The sequence below is a fragment of the Brevundimonas diminuta genome (assembly GCF_022654015.1).
In the GTDB taxonomy this organism is placed as follows: Bacteria; Pseudomonadota; Alphaproteobacteria; order Caulobacterales; family Caulobacteraceae; genus Brevundimonas; species Brevundimonas diminuta_C.
Map to the genome: position 1 here is coordinate 2,919,746 of NZ_CP073063.1, position 14,578 is coordinate 2,934,323.

15 protein-coding genes are annotated in these 14,578 nt (G+C 66.7%); 9 read left to right on the top strand and 6 right to left on the bottom strand.

Annotation, left to right across the window (positions count from 1 at the left end; genetic code table 11):
* Positions 1–126: 126 nt before the first annotated feature.
* From KAK88_RS14460 to KAK88_RS14470, 3 genes are all read left to right on the top strand, one after another.
* Entirely contained in the window at positions 127–441 is a 315-nt protein-coding gene (locus KAK88_RS14460) for a ribonuclease E inhibitor RraB (protein WP_038293704.1), read from the top strand.
* Between the two features lie 25 nt (positions 442–466).
* Positions 467–3,766, top strand: a complete 3,300-nt coding sequence (gene carB, locus KAK88_RS14465) for a carbamoyl-phosphate synthase large subunit (protein ID WP_242077163.1) — start codon at positions 467–469, stop codon at positions 3,764–3,766.
* Between the two features lie 70 nt (positions 3,767–3,836).
* On the top strand, positions 3,837–4,115 hold the full coding sequence (locus KAK88_RS14470) for a DUF1294 domain-containing protein (RefSeq protein WP_242077164.1): 279 nt from the start codon (positions 3,837–3,839) through the stop codon (positions 4,113–4,115).
* Here the strand turns inward: KAK88_RS14470 and KAK88_RS14475 are convergent.
* Complete coding sequence (locus tag KAK88_RS14475; protein WP_242077165.1) at positions 4,105–5,403, bottom strand: dicarboxylate/amino acid:cation symporter; 1,299 nt, start codon at positions 5,401–5,403, stop codon at positions 4,105–4,107. The genes KAK88_RS14470 and KAK88_RS14475 overlap by 11 nt on opposite strands.
* A gap of 128 nt (positions 5,404–5,531) precedes the next feature.
* Here KAK88_RS14475 and KAK88_RS14480 point away from each other — a divergent pair, with 128 nt between their 5' ends.
* From KAK88_RS14480 to KAK88_RS14500, 5 genes are all read left to right on the top strand, one after another.
* The gene (locus KAK88_RS14480; protein WP_039244534.1) at positions 5,532–5,732 is read left to right on the top strand and encodes a hypothetical protein; all 201 of its coding nucleotides are present in this window, start codon (positions 5,532–5,534) and stop codon (positions 5,730–5,732) included.
* 70 nt (positions 5,733–5,802) lie between these two features.
* A complete protein-coding gene (locus tag KAK88_RS14485; RefSeq protein ID WP_242077166.1) occupies positions 5,803–6,468 on the top strand; it encodes a glutathione S-transferase family protein in 666 nt (221 codons plus the stop codon).
* A 54-nt stretch (positions 6,469–6,522) separates the two neighbouring features.
* On the top strand, positions 6,523–6,723 hold the full coding sequence (locus KAK88_RS14490; protein WP_045809837.1) for a hypothetical protein: 201 nt from the start codon (positions 6,523–6,525) through the stop codon (positions 6,721–6,723).
* A gap of 146 nt (positions 6,724–6,869) precedes the next feature.
* On the top strand, positions 6,870–7,343 hold the full coding sequence (gene greA, locus KAK88_RS14495; protein WP_055752933.1) for a transcription elongation factor GreA: 474 nt from the start codon (positions 6,870–6,872) through the stop codon (positions 7,341–7,343).
* 47 nt (positions 7,344–7,390) lie between these two features.
* Positions 7,391–8,344: a mitochondrial fission ELM1 family protein gene (locus KAK88_RS14500; RefSeq protein ID WP_242077167.1), complete on the top strand. Its 954-nt coding sequence runs from the start codon at positions 7,391–7,393 to the stop codon at positions 8,342–8,344.
* Positions 8,345–8,468: 124 nt separating this feature from the next.
* On the opposite strand, the gene KAK88_RS14505 is transcribed toward KAK88_RS14500, so the two are convergent.
* On the bottom strand, positions 8,469–8,759 hold the full coding sequence (locus tag KAK88_RS14505) for a hypothetical protein (protein ID WP_242077168.1): 291 nt from the start codon (positions 8,757–8,759) through the stop codon (positions 8,469–8,471).
* 69 nt (positions 8,760–8,828) lie between these two features.
* On the opposite strand from KAK88_RS14505, the gene trxB reads away from it, so the two are divergent.
* Complete coding sequence (trxB, locus tag KAK88_RS14510; RefSeq protein WP_242077169.1) at positions 8,829–9,836, top strand: thioredoxin-disulfide reductase; 1,008 nt, start codon at positions 8,829–8,831, stop codon at positions 9,834–9,836.
* A 19-nt stretch (positions 9,837–9,855) separates the two neighbouring features.
* On the opposite strand, the gene KAK88_RS14515 is transcribed toward trxB, so the two are convergent.
* The 4 genes from KAK88_RS14515 to KAK88_RS14530 all read right to left on the bottom strand — a co-directional run bounded on the left by KAK88_RS14515 (position 9,856) and on the right by KAK88_RS14530 (position 14,551).
* Complete coding sequence (locus KAK88_RS14515; RefSeq protein ID WP_242077170.1) at positions 9,856–10,812, bottom strand: aldo/keto reductase; 957 nt, start codon at positions 10,810–10,812, stop codon at positions 9,856–9,858.
* Between the two features lie 69 nt (positions 10,813–10,881).
* Positions 10,882–11,289 carry a response regulator gene (locus KAK88_RS14520; protein WP_039244394.1) on the bottom strand — a complete coding sequence of 136 codons (408 nt, stop codon included), beginning with the start codon at positions 11,287–11,289 and terminating at the stop codon, positions 10,882–10,884.
* Positions 11,290–11,352: 63 nt separating this feature from the next.
* Positions 11,353–13,290, bottom strand: coding sequence for a PAS domain-containing protein (locus tag KAK88_RS14525; protein WP_242077171.1), 1,938 nt, complete (start codon positions 13,288–13,290; stop codon positions 11,353–11,355).
* 79 nt (positions 13,291–13,369) lie between these two features.
* Positions 13,370–14,551, bottom strand: coding sequence for a cell wall hydrolase (locus KAK88_RS14530; protein ID WP_242077172.1), 1,182 nt, complete (start codon positions 14,549–14,551; stop codon positions 13,370–13,372).
* Positions 14,552–14,578: the final 27 nt, after the last annotated feature.

Below are 14,578 nucleotides of genomic sequence, written 5' to 3' on the forward strand. Positions count from 1 at the left end.
CCTCGCCCCTCCCTCTCTAAACGGGCCGCTTAACCGACAAGCAGACGTGAGCGTCGCAGGGCCAGGCTCTGCGGGGACTTCTCGCGCGCCCAGAGAACGACAGACAACGAAGGACGACGCACTCCCTTGGACGCCTCGGACATCCGTCATGACGAACGCGACGCCATGGTGCGCGCGGCGCTGGCCGAACAGGGCGACAGCGGCGTGACGCCGCGCCATACGTTGTTCTACTTCTATGGCGAGGGCGACCACGGCGACCTGAACGAGGTCGCACGGCGCGCCGGCTTCCTGACGCGCGGCGCCGACGACATGACGGTGCTCGAAACGACCATGGCGGTGGACGAGGCGTCGTTTGCGGCGACCTCGGCCATGATGCAGACCTGGGCCGCGGCCTTCCAGCTGGAGTATGACGGCTGGGAATGCGCGGTCGTGACCCACTAGCGTTCAATAAGAAGAAGAGCTGGCGATGCCCAAGCGCACAGACATCAAGTCCATCCTCATCATCGGCGCCGGCCCGATCGTCATCGGCCAAGCGTGCGAGTTCGACTATTCCGGCGTTCAGGCCTGCAAGGCGCTGAAGGCGGAAGGCTATCGGGTCATCCTGGTCAACTCGAACCCCGCCACCATCATGACCGACCCGGAGGTGGCCGACGCCACCTATATCGAGCCGATCACGCCCGAAATGGTCGAGAAGATCATCGTCAAGGAAAAGCCCGACGCCCTGCTGCCGACGATGGGCGGCCAGACGGCGCTGAACACGGCCCTGGCCCTGCATGAATCCGGCGTGCTGAAGAAGCATGGGGTCGAGATGATCGGTGCCAAGGCTGAGGTGATCGACAAGGCCGAGGACCGTCAGAAGTTCCGCGACGCGATGGACAAGCTGGGCCTGGAATCGCCCCGCTCCAAGGCCGCCCATTCGATGGAAGAGGCGCTGGAGGGGCTGGAGTTCGTCGGCCTGCCCGCCGTCATCCGCCCGTCCTTCACCCTGGCCGGCACCGGCGGCGGCATCGCCTTCAACCGCGAGGAGTTCGAGGAGATCGTCCTGCGCGGCCTGGACCTGTCGCCGACCACCGAGGTGCTGATCGAGGAGTCGGTGCTGGGCTGGAAGGAATACGAGATGGAGGTCGTCCGCGACACGGCGGACAACTGCATCATCATCTGCTCGATCGAGAACGTCGATCCGATGGGGGTCCATACGGGCGACTCCATCACCGTGGCCCCCGCCCTTACGCTGACCGACAAGGAATATCAGCGAATGCGGACCGGCTCGATCAATGTGCTGCGCGAAATTGGAGTCGAGACGGGCGGCTCGAACGTGCAGTGGGCCATCAACCCCGCCGACGGCCGCATGGTCGTGATCGAGATGAACCCGCGCGTGTCGCGCTCGTCGGCCCTGGCGTCCAAGGCCACCGGCTTCCCCATCGCCAAGGTCGCGGCGCGTCTGGCGGTCGGCTACACCCTGGACGAACTGACCAACGACATCACCCAGGTGACGCCGGCGTCGTTCGAGCCGTCGATCGACTATGTGGTCACCAAGATCCCGCGCTTCGCCTTCGAGAAATATCCGGGATCCGAGCCCCTCTTGGGCACCTCGATGAAGTCGGTGGGCGAGGTGATGGCCATCGGCCGCACCTTCCAGGAATCGATGCAGAAGGCGCTTCGCGGGCTGGAGACCGGCCTGTCGGGCTTCGACGAAATCGAGATTGAAGGGGTGGCCGGCGCCGAAGACGACGCCACGGCCCGCGGTGCCGTCGTGCGCGCTCTGGGCGTTCCGACCCCCGACCGCATCCGGGTCATCGCCCAGGCCTTCCGCCATGGCCTGACGGTCGAGGAGGTCAACGCCGCTTGTGCCTACGAACCCTGGTTCCTGCGCCAAATCGCCGACATCGTGCGCGAGGAAGGCCACGTCCGGGTCAAGGGCCTGCCGACCGACCCGACCGAGTTCCGCCGCCTGAAGTCCAAGGGCTTCTCCGACGCCCGTCTGGCTCAGCTGACCGGCCAAAGCGAAAAATCCGTCCGGACCGCCCGTCGCGGCCTGAACGTCCGCCCGGTGTTCAAGCGGATCGACACCTGCGCCGCCGAGTTCGCCAGCGCCACCGCCTATATGTATTCGACGTATGAGACCGGCGCGCTCGGCCAGATCCCCGAGTGCGAGTCCGAGCCGTCGGACAAGAAGAAGGCCATCATCCTGGGCGGCGGTCCGAACCGGATCGGCCAGGGCATCGAGTTCGACTACTGCTGCTGCCACGCGGCCTTCGCCTTCGACCAGATCGGCGTCGAAAGCATCATGGTCAACTGCAACCCCGAGACCGTCTCGACCGACTACGACACCTCCGACCGCCTGTATTTCGAGCCGCTGACGGCCGAGGACGTGCTGGAGCTGATCGAGGTCGAGCGTTCGAACGGCGAGCTGATCGGCTGCGTCGTCCAGTTCGGGGGCCAGACCCCGCTGAAGCTGGCCCACGCCCTGCAGGACGACGGCATTCCGGTGCTGGGCACCAGCGTCGACTCCATCGACCTGGCCGAGGATCGCGAACGCTTCCAGCAGATGCTGGAAGGCATTGGCCTGCGCCAGCCGCCCAACGGCCTGGCCCGTTCGGCGGAAGAAGCCGCGCAGAAGGCCGAAGAGGTCGGCTATCCCGTCGTTCTGCGCCCCTCCTACGTCCTGGGCGGTCGCGGCATGATGATCGTCCACGACCGCGAGCAGCTTGACCGCTATGTCCACGAGGCCATGCGCGTCTCGGGCGACGATCCCGTCCTAATCGACCACTATCTGAACCGCGCCACCGAGGTGGACGTGGACGCCCTGTGCGACGACGAGACGGTCTTCGTCGCGGGCGTGCTGGAGCATATCGAGGAAGCCGGCGTCCATTCGGGCGACAGCGCCTGCTCCATGCCGCCCTTCTCGCTGCGGCCCGAGATCGTGGACGAGCTGAAACGCCAGACCACCGAAATGGCCAAGGCCCTGAAGGTGCGCGGCCTTATGAATGTGCAGTTCGCCATCGAGGAGCCGCACAGCGAAAACCCGCGCATCTTCGTGCTGGAGGTCAATCCGCGCGCCAGCCGCACGGCGCCCTTCGTGGCCAAAACCATCGGCCAGCCTATCGCCTCCATCGCCGCCAAGGTCATGGCCGGCGTGCCGCTGAAGTCGTTCGGTCTGACGGACAAGCCCTACGACCATATCGCGGTCAAGGAAGCCGTCTTCCCGTTCGCCCGTTTCGCCGGCGTGGACACCGTCCTGGGCCCGGAAATGCGTTCGACCGGCGAGGTCATGGGCCTGGACTTCAAGCGGCCGGGAGAGGCCGACATGGCCCCCGCCTTCGCCCGCGCCTTCGCCAAGTCCCAGATCGGCGGCGGGACCACCTTGCCGACCTCGGGCTGCGCCTTCATCTCGGTCAAGGACGAGGACAAGCCCTTCATCGTCGACGCCGCCAGGACGTTGCTGGCCGAAGGCTTCAGCCTGATAGCCACCGGCGGCACCCACGCCTATCTGGTCGAACAAGGGCTGGAGGTGAAGCTGGTCAAGAAGGTGCTGGAAGGCCGCCCGCACATCGTGGACGCGATGAAGAACGGCGAGGTCCAACTGGTCTTCAACACCACATCGGGCAAGCAGTCGCTGCAGGACAGCTTCTCGCTGCGCCGCACCGCCCTGATGATGAAGATGCCCTACTACACCACCACCGCCGGCGCCCTGGCGGCGGCCCAGGCCATCGGCGCCATCAAGGCCGGCGACCTGGGCGTGCGGGCGATTCAGGATTACGCCTGACGTTGACGAAATCTCCGGTTTTCGGCCGCACGCTACGAGGATGTAGCGGCCGAACGCCGGAGCCACGCCGATGTCCAATCTCGATCTGGCCCTGATCGCCATCCTGTGCGGCGAAGTGCTGGGGTTTCTCGCCTTCGCCAGGGACAAGCGGCGCGCCAAGGCCGGCCTGTGGCGCACGCCGGAGTCCACACTGTTGCTGTTCGGCCTGATCGGCGGGCTGGGCGCGTGGATGGGTCAGCACATCCTGCGCCACAAGACGCGCAAGGAACCGTTCAGGACCCAGTTCGGCCTGATCGTCCTGCTCCACCTGATCCTGCTGGCGGGCGGCGCCGCCTGGGTCATTCTATAACGCGATCGCCCTCGCCCGCCCCATCCTCACCCGCCACGATTCGGGTCGCGGCCAGGTCGGCGGTGACGTTGCCGACGGTGCGGAAGATGTCGGGAATGACCTCGACCGCCAGCAGCAGCGGCAGCACGCCCAGCGGCAGGCCCATGGCCAGACAGATGGGGCCGATGGCGGCGAAGAAGCTGACCTGACCCGGCAAACCGACCGAGGCGATGGACACGGCGATGGCCGTCAGCCCGCCGGCGATCAGCACGCCGAGCCCCAACTCCACCCCGTGCAACTGCGCCACATAGAGGCACACCGCCAGGTTGGCGACCGGGCTGGTGATGCGGAACACCGCCACCGCCAGCGGCAGAACGAGGCCGGCGGAGGTCTGCGGTACGCCCAGCCAGTCGCGCGCGCGCTCAATCATCACCGGCAGGCTGGCCAGCGACGACTGGGTCGAGACGGCGACGACCTGGGCCGGAGCCACGGCGCGCGCGAAACGGCCCAGCGAAATCCGCCCCCACACGATCGCCACGACATAGATGATCAGGATCAGGCCGATCTGGCTCAGGCAGACGATGGCGACATAGTGGGCGAGCGTCCCCGCCACCCCGAGGCCCGCGCGCAAACCCACGCCCAGCGCCAGGGCGAACACCCCGAATGGCGCCGCCAGCAGCACCCAGTGGACGATGACCACCATGGTCTCGGCCACCGCCTCGAAGAAGCCCGCCAGGGGCCGTCGCAGCTCGGCCTTGATCCGCGTCGCGGCGAAGCCGAAGGCGACGGCGAAGACCACCACCGCCAACACCCCGTCGTCGGACGCCGCCTTGATGACATTGGCCGGCGCCAGACTGGCCAGGAAGGCGCGCAGGCCGTCGGTGCGCGCCGCCTCCCCCACGGTCGCCAGGGATTCGGCGCTGACGCCCGCCAGCAGCCCACGCCCCGCCTCGGCATCGATCGGCCAGACCGCCAGCAGGCCCAGGCCCGCCAGGATCGCATAGATCGTCGCCCCGACCAGCAGCACGCCGAACACCACCAGCGACCGCACCGCGATTCGGCCCGTCGCCGCCGCATCGGCGATGGAGACGATGCCGGTCACCAACAGGCTGAACACCAGGGGAATGACGGTCATGCGCAAGGCGTTCAGCCACACCTGGCCCAGGCTCTCGACCACGCCCAAGGCGCCGGTCAGCCAGGCGGCCTGCGATCCTTGCGCCAGGGCGCCGACGACGACGCCGGCGACCAGGGCCGCGATGACGAAAAAGCTCAGGGAGGTGAAGAAGGCGGCGATGCGGGATTGGCTCATACCTTAGCGCTAGCACCGCTTGACGCATCGCGCGCGCCAAACCTTCTGTCGGTCGCTGACAGTTCATGTCGTCGCAGGGCGAACCCCGGTCGCACACCGCGCGTTGGGACGACGAAAGGAACTCCATCATGTCCCGTCTGCACAAGCTCGTTCCCCTCCTAGGCAGCCTGCTGCTCTCCAAGGGCGGCCGTCGCGTCGCCGGTCGTCACGCAGGGAAGCTGGCCCTGGCGACCCTGGCCTATGAGGTCTGGCGCAACCGCCGCGAAGGCGCCAAGCCCAAGGTCGCGCCGCAACCGCGCGGACGCTGGAGCGGCCGCCGCCCGCGCTGAGGCTGCAATCGCCGCTCGACTTCTCCGGCGGCGTTGCGAATAGTCATGCCTCGCCGCCCGGAGCCGACCCATGATCAAAGTCCACCATCTGAACGACAGCCGCTCGCAACGCGTCCTGTGGCTGCTCGAAGAGTTGGGCCTGGACTATGAGGTGGTCCGCTACGAACGAAACCCCGGAAACCGGCTGGCCCCGCCCGAACTGCTGGCGATCCATCCGCTGGGCAAGTCGCCGGTCATCGAGGACGGCGCGGTCAAGGTCGCAGAGACCGGGGCCATCGTCGAATATCTGCTCGATACCTATGGCCAAGGTCGCCTGCGTCCGGCGGCGAGAACCGAGGACGGCCGTCGGTTCACCTATTGGCTGCACTATGCCGAGGGGTCGGCCATGCCGCCCCTGCTGCTGAAGCTGGTCTTCAGCATGTTGCCGCGCCGCGCCCCCGCTCTGCTGAAACCCATCGTCAATGGCGTCGCCAACAAGGCGATCGCCAGTTTCGTAGACCCGCAACTGCGCACCCATGTCGGCTTTTGGGAAGACGAGCTGGGCCGCTCGGAATGGTTCGCGGGCGACCAGTTCACCGCCGCCGACATCATGATGAGCTTTCCGGTCGAGGCGGGCGCCGACCGCGCCTTCGACGCCGAGACCAAGCCCCGTTTGAAGGCCTTCCTGAACCGCATCCATGCGCGGCCGGCCTATCAACGCGCGCTCGAGCGGGGCGGTCCCTACAGCTACGCGTGATCGGATCGTGATCGCGGCGGCGCAACCCGCCGTGGTCGAGGGCGTTAAGGTCTCATGCGCCTTCAAACCATTCAGATCGTGGCCGGACTGGCTGCGGCCGTCGCCTTCGTCCTCGCCTTCATGGCGGCAGGAGCCGCCTTGATTTCCGGCATCTTCATGCTCGCCGGCCTCGCCGCAGTGGGTTGGCTGGCCTACAGCCTCATCAAGGGCGTCCTGCGCCGCGACCACAAGCCCGAACCGCCGGCCCGCGCCTGAGGGTCAACCGGGGCGGGCATTACGCTCTTGAATTGCTGAGCGAGAAACCCTAGTCTTGATGCCCGGCCGCGCCCGCCCCGCGGCCTTTTGTGTGCTTATCTCGCGTCTTTCCAGTCTCCGGGCGAACCAGAAAAATCACGACACAAATGGAAAAAGTGCCGATGACGGGCGAGGGCTACCGTGCCCTCGACGATCAACTGAAGCAATTGAAGTCGGTCGAAAGGCCGAGCGTGATCGCCGCCATTTCCGAGGCGCGTGAGCACGGCGACCTGTCCGAAAACGCCGAATACCATGCCGCCAAGGAGCGGCAGGGCTGGATCGAAGGCCAGATCGCCGAGATCGAGGATAAGATCAGCCGCGCCCAGGTCATCGACGTGTCCAAACTGTCGGGCAGCCAGGTCAAGTTCGGCGCCACGGTCACCGTGGTGGACGAGGACACCGAGGAAGAGGCCACCTATCAGATCGTCGGCGAACACGAGGCCGATGTGAAGAAGGGCAAGATCTCGATCGCCTCGCCGATCGCGCGCGCCATGATTTCCAAGGAAGTCGGCGACGTCGTTGAGGTCAACACGCCCGGCGGCGTGAAGGCCTACGAGATCCTCAAGGTCGAGTGGAAGTAACAACGATGGCGGGGGCAGCGTCCGCGCGCCCCCTCTCTCCCGATCCCTTGGCCATCTGGGTCGTCTCCGACGGCCGCGTCGGCATCGAGAATCAGGCTCTAGGTCTCGCCGAGGCCGTTCAGCGCCTGACCCCGGCCGAAATCACGATCAAACATATCCGCTGGCGTCCGATCTTCGACCGCCTGCCGTCGGCGTTGAAGACCCCGGCGATGTTGGCGTCCGCGCCGCTGACCGCCCCCTGGCCTGATCTGTGGATCGCCACGGGTCGCGCGACCCTGCCGCTGTCGACCCGCATCAAGGCCTGGAGCGGCGGAAAGACCTTCGTCGTTCAGACCCAGGATCCTCGCTGGGCCAACGACCGCTACGACCTGATCGTCGCGCCCGCCCATGACGGTCTGTCGGGCGACAATGTCTTTGAAATCACCGGTTCGCCCCATCGCATCACGCCCCAGCGCATCGCTCAGGCCGCACCCGCGTTCACCGACCGGATCGCCCCCCTACCCCATCCGCGCATCACGGTGCTGATCGGCGGCAAGTCCAAGGCTTTCGACCTTCCCCCCGCCCATGCGGCCGACCTGGCCGACCAGATCGCGGAGGCCGTGCGAGCGTCGGGCGGCGCACTGATGCTGACCTTCTCGCGCCGCACGCCCGATGCGGCCAAGGCCGTCATGACCGCGCGCCTTTCGGATCTGCCGGGCTGGATCTGGGACGGAACAGGCGACAACCCCCTGTTCGGCTTCCTGCATTTCGCCGACCACATCCTGGTCACCGAGGACAGCGCCAATATGGCGGCCGAGGCCGCCTCGACCGGCAAGCCGGTCCATGTCCTGCCGATGATCCCGCTGAAAGCCGGCGACAAGTTCGCTCGCCTGCACGACGACCTGCAATCGCGCGGCACCACCCGTCCGTTTGACGGCGCGCTGGACGGCTGGACCTACGAGCCGCTGGCCGAGACCGACCGCGCCGCGCGCGCCGTTCTGGAAGCGATGCAGACGCGATAGCGAAACCCACGTCCGTTCCTGACGCCGTCACGCCCTATGGTGACGACCGTCATCAGGGGGCTTTCTACGAACGGTTCGCAAAAATCTGCACGAAAGTGCACTAAAATATTCTGGAGTGGCCTTTTCAGTCGCCGCCACCCCCGCCGCCGCCGTCACAGCCGCTGTCCCCGCTGCAATCCGAGCCGCTGGGCTGGGACGTATCCGATGACGGCATGACGGCGCCGCCGTCTGATCCGCCGCCCTTTTTGGCCTTCATGTTCGCCGCCCCCATCAGAGCCACGCCGAACCCTGATCCGATGGCCGTGCCCAGGGCGAGACCCATGCCGACGTTGTCCAGAGCCACGCCCAGCGCCACGCCGATCGACAGGCCCATGCCGATCCCGATCGGCAGGAAGGCCGCGTTCTTGTTCGTCATCCCCATCTCCCCTTCATGTCGGGCGAGACTAGCATCGCGCAAACGGGAATCACCGCCTAAATAGGAGCCATGACCCAAGCTCGTACCGTTCGCGTCGCCATCATCGGTTCCGGTCCCGCCGGCTGGACCGCCGCCATCTACGCCGCCCGCGCCTCGCTGAACCCCGTCGTCATCGCCGGCATCCAGCCTGGCGGCCAGCTGACCATCACTACCGACGTCGAGAACTATCCCGGCTTCGCCGACACCATTCAGGGCCCCTGGCTGATGGAGCAGATGCAGGCCCAGGCCCTGCATGTCGGGACCGAGGTCATCCACGACATCGTGGTCTCCGCCGACCTGTCGCAACGCCCGTTCCGCCTGAAGCTGGACAGCGGCGAGGAGATGCTGGCCGAGACCGTCATCATCTCCACGGGCGCCCAGGCCAAATGGCTGGGGCTTGAGAGCGAGGCCGCCTATCAGGGCTTCGGCGTCTCGGCCTGCGCCACCTGCGACGGCTTCTTCTATCGCGGCAAGGAGGTCGTGGTCGTGGGCGGCGGCAACACCGCCGTCGAAGAGGCGCTGTTCCTGACCAACTTCGCCTCCAAGGTCACGGTCGTTCACCGCCGCGACGAGTTCCGCGCCGAGAAGATCCTGCAGGACCGGCTATTCGCCCACCCCAAGGTGGAGGTGATCTGGAACTCGGCGATCGAGGAGATCGTCGGCGTTGTGGACGGCATAGCCAGGAACGTCACCGGCGTTCGGCTCAAGAACGTCCAGGACGGCTCGACCCGGGAAATCCCCGCCGACGGCGTCTTCATCGCCATCGGTCACGCCCCGTCGTCGGAACTGTTCAAGGGCCAGCTGGAGACCAACGCCGGCGGCTATCTGCGGGTCAAGCCCGGCACGGCCTCGACCGAGATCGAAGGCGTCTGGGCCGCCGGCGACGTGACGGACGATGTCTACCGCCAGGCGGTGACCGCCGCCGGCATGGGCTGTATGGCCGCGCTGGAAGTCAGCCGCTTCCTCGCCGAGGAAGACCACGCCAAGGCGCACCACCCTATCAGCCACGCCGAGGCGGAAAAGATCGGGGTCTGGTGACCCCGATCCTACGCAATCATTAGGCCGAGGCCTCCGTCAGTTCCGCCAGATCCGCATCCGACAGTGTGAGGGTCGCCGCCTTCAGCGTGTCGGCCAGCTGTTCGGTCGAGGTGGCGCTGACGATCGGGGCCGTCACGCCCGGCTGGGCCAGCAGCCAGGCCAAGGCGACTTGGGCGGAGGTGGCCTCGTTCTTCTGAGCCACCGCATCCAGAACCGCCAGGATGCGCACGCCACGCTCGTCGAACTTGTCCTTCAGCATGCCCTCGCGCTTGGTCCCGGCGATCTGATCGACGGTCTTGTATTTGCCGGTCAGGAAGCCGCTCTCCAGGCTGAAATAGGTGATGACGCCCAGGCCCTTCTGGACAGCCAAGTCCTGCAACCCGCCCTCGAAGGTGTCGCGGCTGTAGAGGTTGTAGTGCGGCTGGATCGTCGCATAGGCGGCCAGACCCTCGCGCTGCGAGATGTCCAGAGCTTCGGACACCTGTTCGGCCGAATGGTTGGACGTGCCGATGGCGCGCACCTTGCCGGTCTGCACCAGCTTATCCAGCGCGCGCAGCGTCTCTTCCTGCGGCGTGTTCGGATCGGGCCAGTGGGTCTGATACAGGTCGATGTAGTCGGTCTGGAGCCGGCGCAGCGACGCCTCGACCGCCGTCTCGATCCAGGCCGACGACAGGTCGTTGTGGCCCTGCCCCATGTCCGATCCGACCTTGGTCAGGATCTTCACGTCGTCGCGCCGGCCGCGCGCCTTCAGCCACTTGCCGATGATCGTCTCGCTCTCACCGCCGGAATGGCCCGGAACCCAGCGCGAATAGACGTCGGCGGTGTCGATGGCGTCAAAGCCGGCCTCGACGAAGGCGTCCAGGAGGGCGAATGACGTCGCCTCGTCCGCCGTCCAGCCAAAGACGTTGCCGCCGGACACCAGCGGGGCGATGTCCAGGCCGCTTGAGCCGAGCTTGCGTTTGGGAAGGGTTGTCATGGGGAGGTCTCCTCTGGGGAGCCCTCGACATATGCCGCATCGCTGCGACCGCAACCGCCTCGGCGGCGGTCAGCCGAAGAGTTGAAGACCCGGCGGCGCGTAATCGACCGGCTGCCCCTGGCGACGACGCAGGGCATAGTCCACGGCGGTCTGGACGGCATGCTCGTCCGTTGGCTTGGACAGCACGCCGATGGTGCCGGCCACGCCCTCGCGCACCATGCCGGGATTGGCCGTCATGAACAGGACGGAGACGCCCATGTCCTGGCCCAGTTCTCGGCCCAGGTTGATGCCTGTCGGACCATCGGACAGGTGGATGTCGACCAGCGCCAGATCGACGTCGTTCTCGCGCACCAGATCGCGCGCGGCCTGTGCGGTCGCGGCGACGCCCAAGACCTCGTGGCCGAGGTCTTCCAGGACGAACCTAAGCTCCATCGCAACGAGAGCTTCGTCTTCGATGATGAGGATACGCGCAGTCATGGCTCGATCGGGTGTTCGGGAACGTACGTAACGTCAGTGTGAGGGATAGGTTTCAATAGAGGACTAACTTGAATATCCGCCTGCCGCGCGCCGCCTGGACAAGGCCGTCGCCGGCAGATCCACAATGACCTGAAGCCCCTCTGGCCGCCATTCGCGCGACAGCCGACCGCCCAGCTGTCCCTCGACTGATAGACTGGCCAGGGAGGAGCCGAAGCCGGTGCGCTGCGGCATGCCCTGGATGACCGGACCGCCTGTTTCCGACCAGGTCAGGACGAAACGATCCTCTTGTCGTTCTGTGTTGAGCGTCACGACGCCCCCGCGCTCGGACAGGGCGCCGTATTTGGCGGCGTTGGTGGCCAGCTCATGGAACAGAAGCGCCACGGAGGTCGCCGCCTGATCATCAAAGACCGCGTCCTCGCCCCGGATCACGACGCGTGCTTTTCCGGTTTCGTCCACATAGGCCTGGAACAGGTCGGACAGGAAAGAATGCAGGGTCGTTGCGCCGATTGTGGGCTTGGACGTTTCGGTGTGCGGCCTAACGAACTCATGCGCACGGGCCAAGGCGGCGATCCGCGTGCGCAGCGAGGCCGCAAACGCCTTGGCCTCCGGATACTGGCGCGCCGACAGGGCGACCAGGGCGGTGACCACGGCGAAGATGTTCTTGATCCGGTGGCTCAGCTCTTGGCTGACCAGTTCGCGGCCCTGCTCCAGCCGCTTCAACTCATCGATATCGGTCAGGGTGCCGAACCAGCGGGTGATCTCGCCCGCCTCGTCGCGGATCGCCACCGCGCGGCCCAGCGTCCAGCGATAGACGCCGCTGTGATGCTTCAGCCGGTATTCGATCTCATAGGGCTCGCCGGTTTCCAGCGAGTTGCGCCACACCGCCCAAGCCCGCTCGCGGTCATCGGCGTGGAACATGTCGTTCCAGCCTTCGCCGTCCGTCGAACCCAGCGGCACGCCCGTGAATTCGTACCAGCGGGCATTATAGTAGTCGTGAAAACCGTCCGGCAGGGTGGACCACACCATCTGCGGCATGGCGTCCGCCAAGACCCGGAACCGGCTCTCGCTTTCGCTCAACGCGACCGCGATCTCGGCGAGATCCGTCTCGATGGTCTTTCGTTCGGTGATGTCCACCGCGACGCCAGGGAAGCGGATCGGCTTACCCTCCGCGTCGAAATAAACCTGCCCGCGCGCCAGAACCCAACGCACGTCATCGCCCTGGCCCAGACGATATTCGCTGACGAAGACGCCGTCGCCCGTCATGGCTCGGTCGATCTCGTCGGCGACGCGTTGGGCGTCGTCGGGATGGACGTTGCTTGTGAAAACCTCGATGGCCGCGCCCTCGCGCGCCGCTTCGGGATCCACGCCGTACATGCGAGCAAAGCGTTCGTCGGCGATCACGCGGTTCTCAGGAATGTCCCAGTCCCAGGCCCCGACATAGGCCGAGGCCTCCATCGCCAGCCGCGCGGTGCGGTCGCTCAGGTCGCGGTCCAACAACGCGCGACGCAACTCCAGTTGCGTCATCACCTGATGCGCCAGGGTCTTGAGCGCCATCAACTGAAGCTCGGTCAGACCTTGCGGGCGCGGCTTGTCATCCAGAACGCATAGGGCGCCCAGCGGCACGCCGTCGGGCGTCCTCAGCGGATAGCCGGCATAGAAGCGGATGTGCGGCGCGCCCGTCACCAGATCATTGTCGATGAAGCGGTCATCCTGCATCGCGTCGGGGATGACCATGACGTCGTCGCCCAGCATGGCGTGGGCGCAGAACGACAGCGGCCGCGGCGTTTCGCGCACGCCCAGACCGACCTCGGACTTGAACCACTGACGCTGGGAATCGACCAGACTGACGGCGGCCATCGGCGCTTCGCAGATGCGCGCAGCGAGTGACGCCAGATCGTCGAACGACCCTTCGGGCGTCGTGTCCAGCACGCCGTAGCTCGTCAGGGCCTTCAGACGGTCGGCTTCGTCCCACCTCGGACAATCGACTTCGGGGTGGGTCAAGCAGGCGTCCTCGCTGGGCCGGTCAGGTCCGGCCATCGACATCAATGCTTGGAGTGGCGAAGCGTTGCAATGCAGGATGTCAGTTCGCGGGGCGACCGACTTCCTCCACATCCATCGTCGTGACGCCTGTGGGCGCCGGGGCGGCGGGTTTGGTCGACGATGCTGGCCGCTCCAGAGCGTTCAGGCGCGCGTTGATGGCCGCAACCTCGTCACGCGTGGGCAGGCGGCGACCGCCCAGGCTGACCACGCCGACGACCCGCTGCTGACCATCGATCTCGACCGTCTTCAACGGCGCGTCCTTGACCGGCGCATCGGGATCGGCGCCGCCGGTTGCGGAGCCGGCCGCGATCGTCATGCGCGGACGCGAGAAGCGCGCCTCGTCGATCGCCGGCTCGCGCCCATTGTAGGTTTTGCTAAAGGCGGCCGTTTCGCCATAGACGCCCTTCCAACGATAGAAGATGTGCGCGCCGATCTGCGTCACCTTGGCCACCGTCGGCGCCCACCAAGGATGCACATAGTCGGCGTGATAGTGGGTGGCGGTGCCGACGTCCTGAGCCACGGCGCCGTTCAGCGCCCGCTCCGCCACCTTGCGCGCCCGCTCCCACGCCCAGCCGACCGGCGCCTGGCCCAGCGAGCCGTCGCAGGTGAAGCTGAACTGACAGCCCGTGACGCGCTCGGCGCCCTCGAACACCACGCCGCAGACGGTGTTGGCGTAGTTCGGATCGCGCACGCGGTTCAGGACCACCTGAGCCACGCCCGCCTGGCCGTTGTCCGGCTCCAGCGCCGCCTCGTAATAGACGGCCTGGGTCAGGCAGCGCAAAGCCCGCCTGCGATCCTCGGCGCTACCCTTGAACACGAACGGCAAGGCGGGACGCAGCGCGCCTGACGCGGGCGCCATGGCCGCGTTCAGACGTTGGGCCTCAAGGCCGCTCTTGCCCGGTTCCAGACCCGGCTTTCCGGCCAGCGTCAGGCTCTCCCAACCCGGCGTCAGCCCGTAAAGGGCCGGTTGCAGAAGGTTCGGATCATGACGCATGGCCACCGCCAGTTGCGACGGCGTCAGTCGCCCCTTAATTGCCGCCAGCCCGCCCGCGCCGAGATCGCCGCCGGTGATGCGCGAGACCGCCTCAGCGGTCCGGTCCATATCGGGGCGCACGCTGGACCCTGCCGCCATGGCGACGCCCAGCACCGCGCCGGCCGCGGGCAAGGCCGCCGCCGAACGCCGCAGCGCCTTCCACATCGTCTTCCAGGGCAACCGGGTCATTCAGGGTCCAACAGCCGCGATCGGCGC

Coding starts and splice junctions, on each gene's coding strand:
- carB (WP_242077163.1), top strand. CDS start 467: ATGCCCAAGCGCACAGACATCAAGTCCATCCTCATCATCGGCGCCGGC.
- KAK88_RS14470 (WP_242077164.1), top strand. CDS start 3,837: ATGTCCAATCTCGATCTGGCCCTGATCGCCATCCTGTGCGGCGAAGTG.
- KAK88_RS14475 (WP_242077165.1), bottom strand. CDS start 5,403: ATGAGCCAATCCCGCATCGCCGCCTTCTTCACCTCCCTGAGCTTTTTC.
- KAK88_RS14480 (WP_039244534.1), top strand. CDS start 5,532: ATGTCCCGTCTGCACAAGCTCGTTCCCCTCCTAGGCAGCCTGCTGCTC.
- KAK88_RS14485 (WP_242077166.1), top strand. CDS start 5,803: ATGATCAAAGTCCACCATCTGAACGACAGCCGCTCGCAACGCGTCCTG.
- KAK88_RS14490 (WP_045809837.1), top strand. CDS start 6,523: ATGCGCCTTCAAACCATTCAGATCGTGGCCGGACTGGCTGCGGCCGTC.
- greA (WP_055752933.1), top strand. CDS start 6,870: ATGGAAAAAGTGCCGATGACGGGCGAGGGCTACCGTGCCCTCGACGAT.
- KAK88_RS14505 (WP_242077168.1), bottom strand. CDS start 8,759: ATGACGAACAAGAACGCGGCCTTCCTGCCGATCGGGATCGGCATGGGC.
- trxB (WP_242077169.1), top strand. CDS start 8,829: ATGACCCAAGCTCGTACCGTTCGCGTCGCCATCATCGGTTCCGGTCCC.
- KAK88_RS14515 (WP_242077170.1), bottom strand. CDS start 10,812: ATGACAACCCTTCCCAAACGCAAGCTCGGCTCAAGCGGCCTGGACATC.
- KAK88_RS14520 (WP_039244394.1), bottom strand. CDS start 11,289: ATGACTGCGCGTATCCTCATCATCGAAGACGAAGCTCTCGTTGCGATG.
- KAK88_RS14530 (WP_242077172.1), bottom strand. CDS start 14,551: ATGACCCGGTTGCCCTGGAAGACGATGTGGAAGGCGCTGCGGCGTTCG.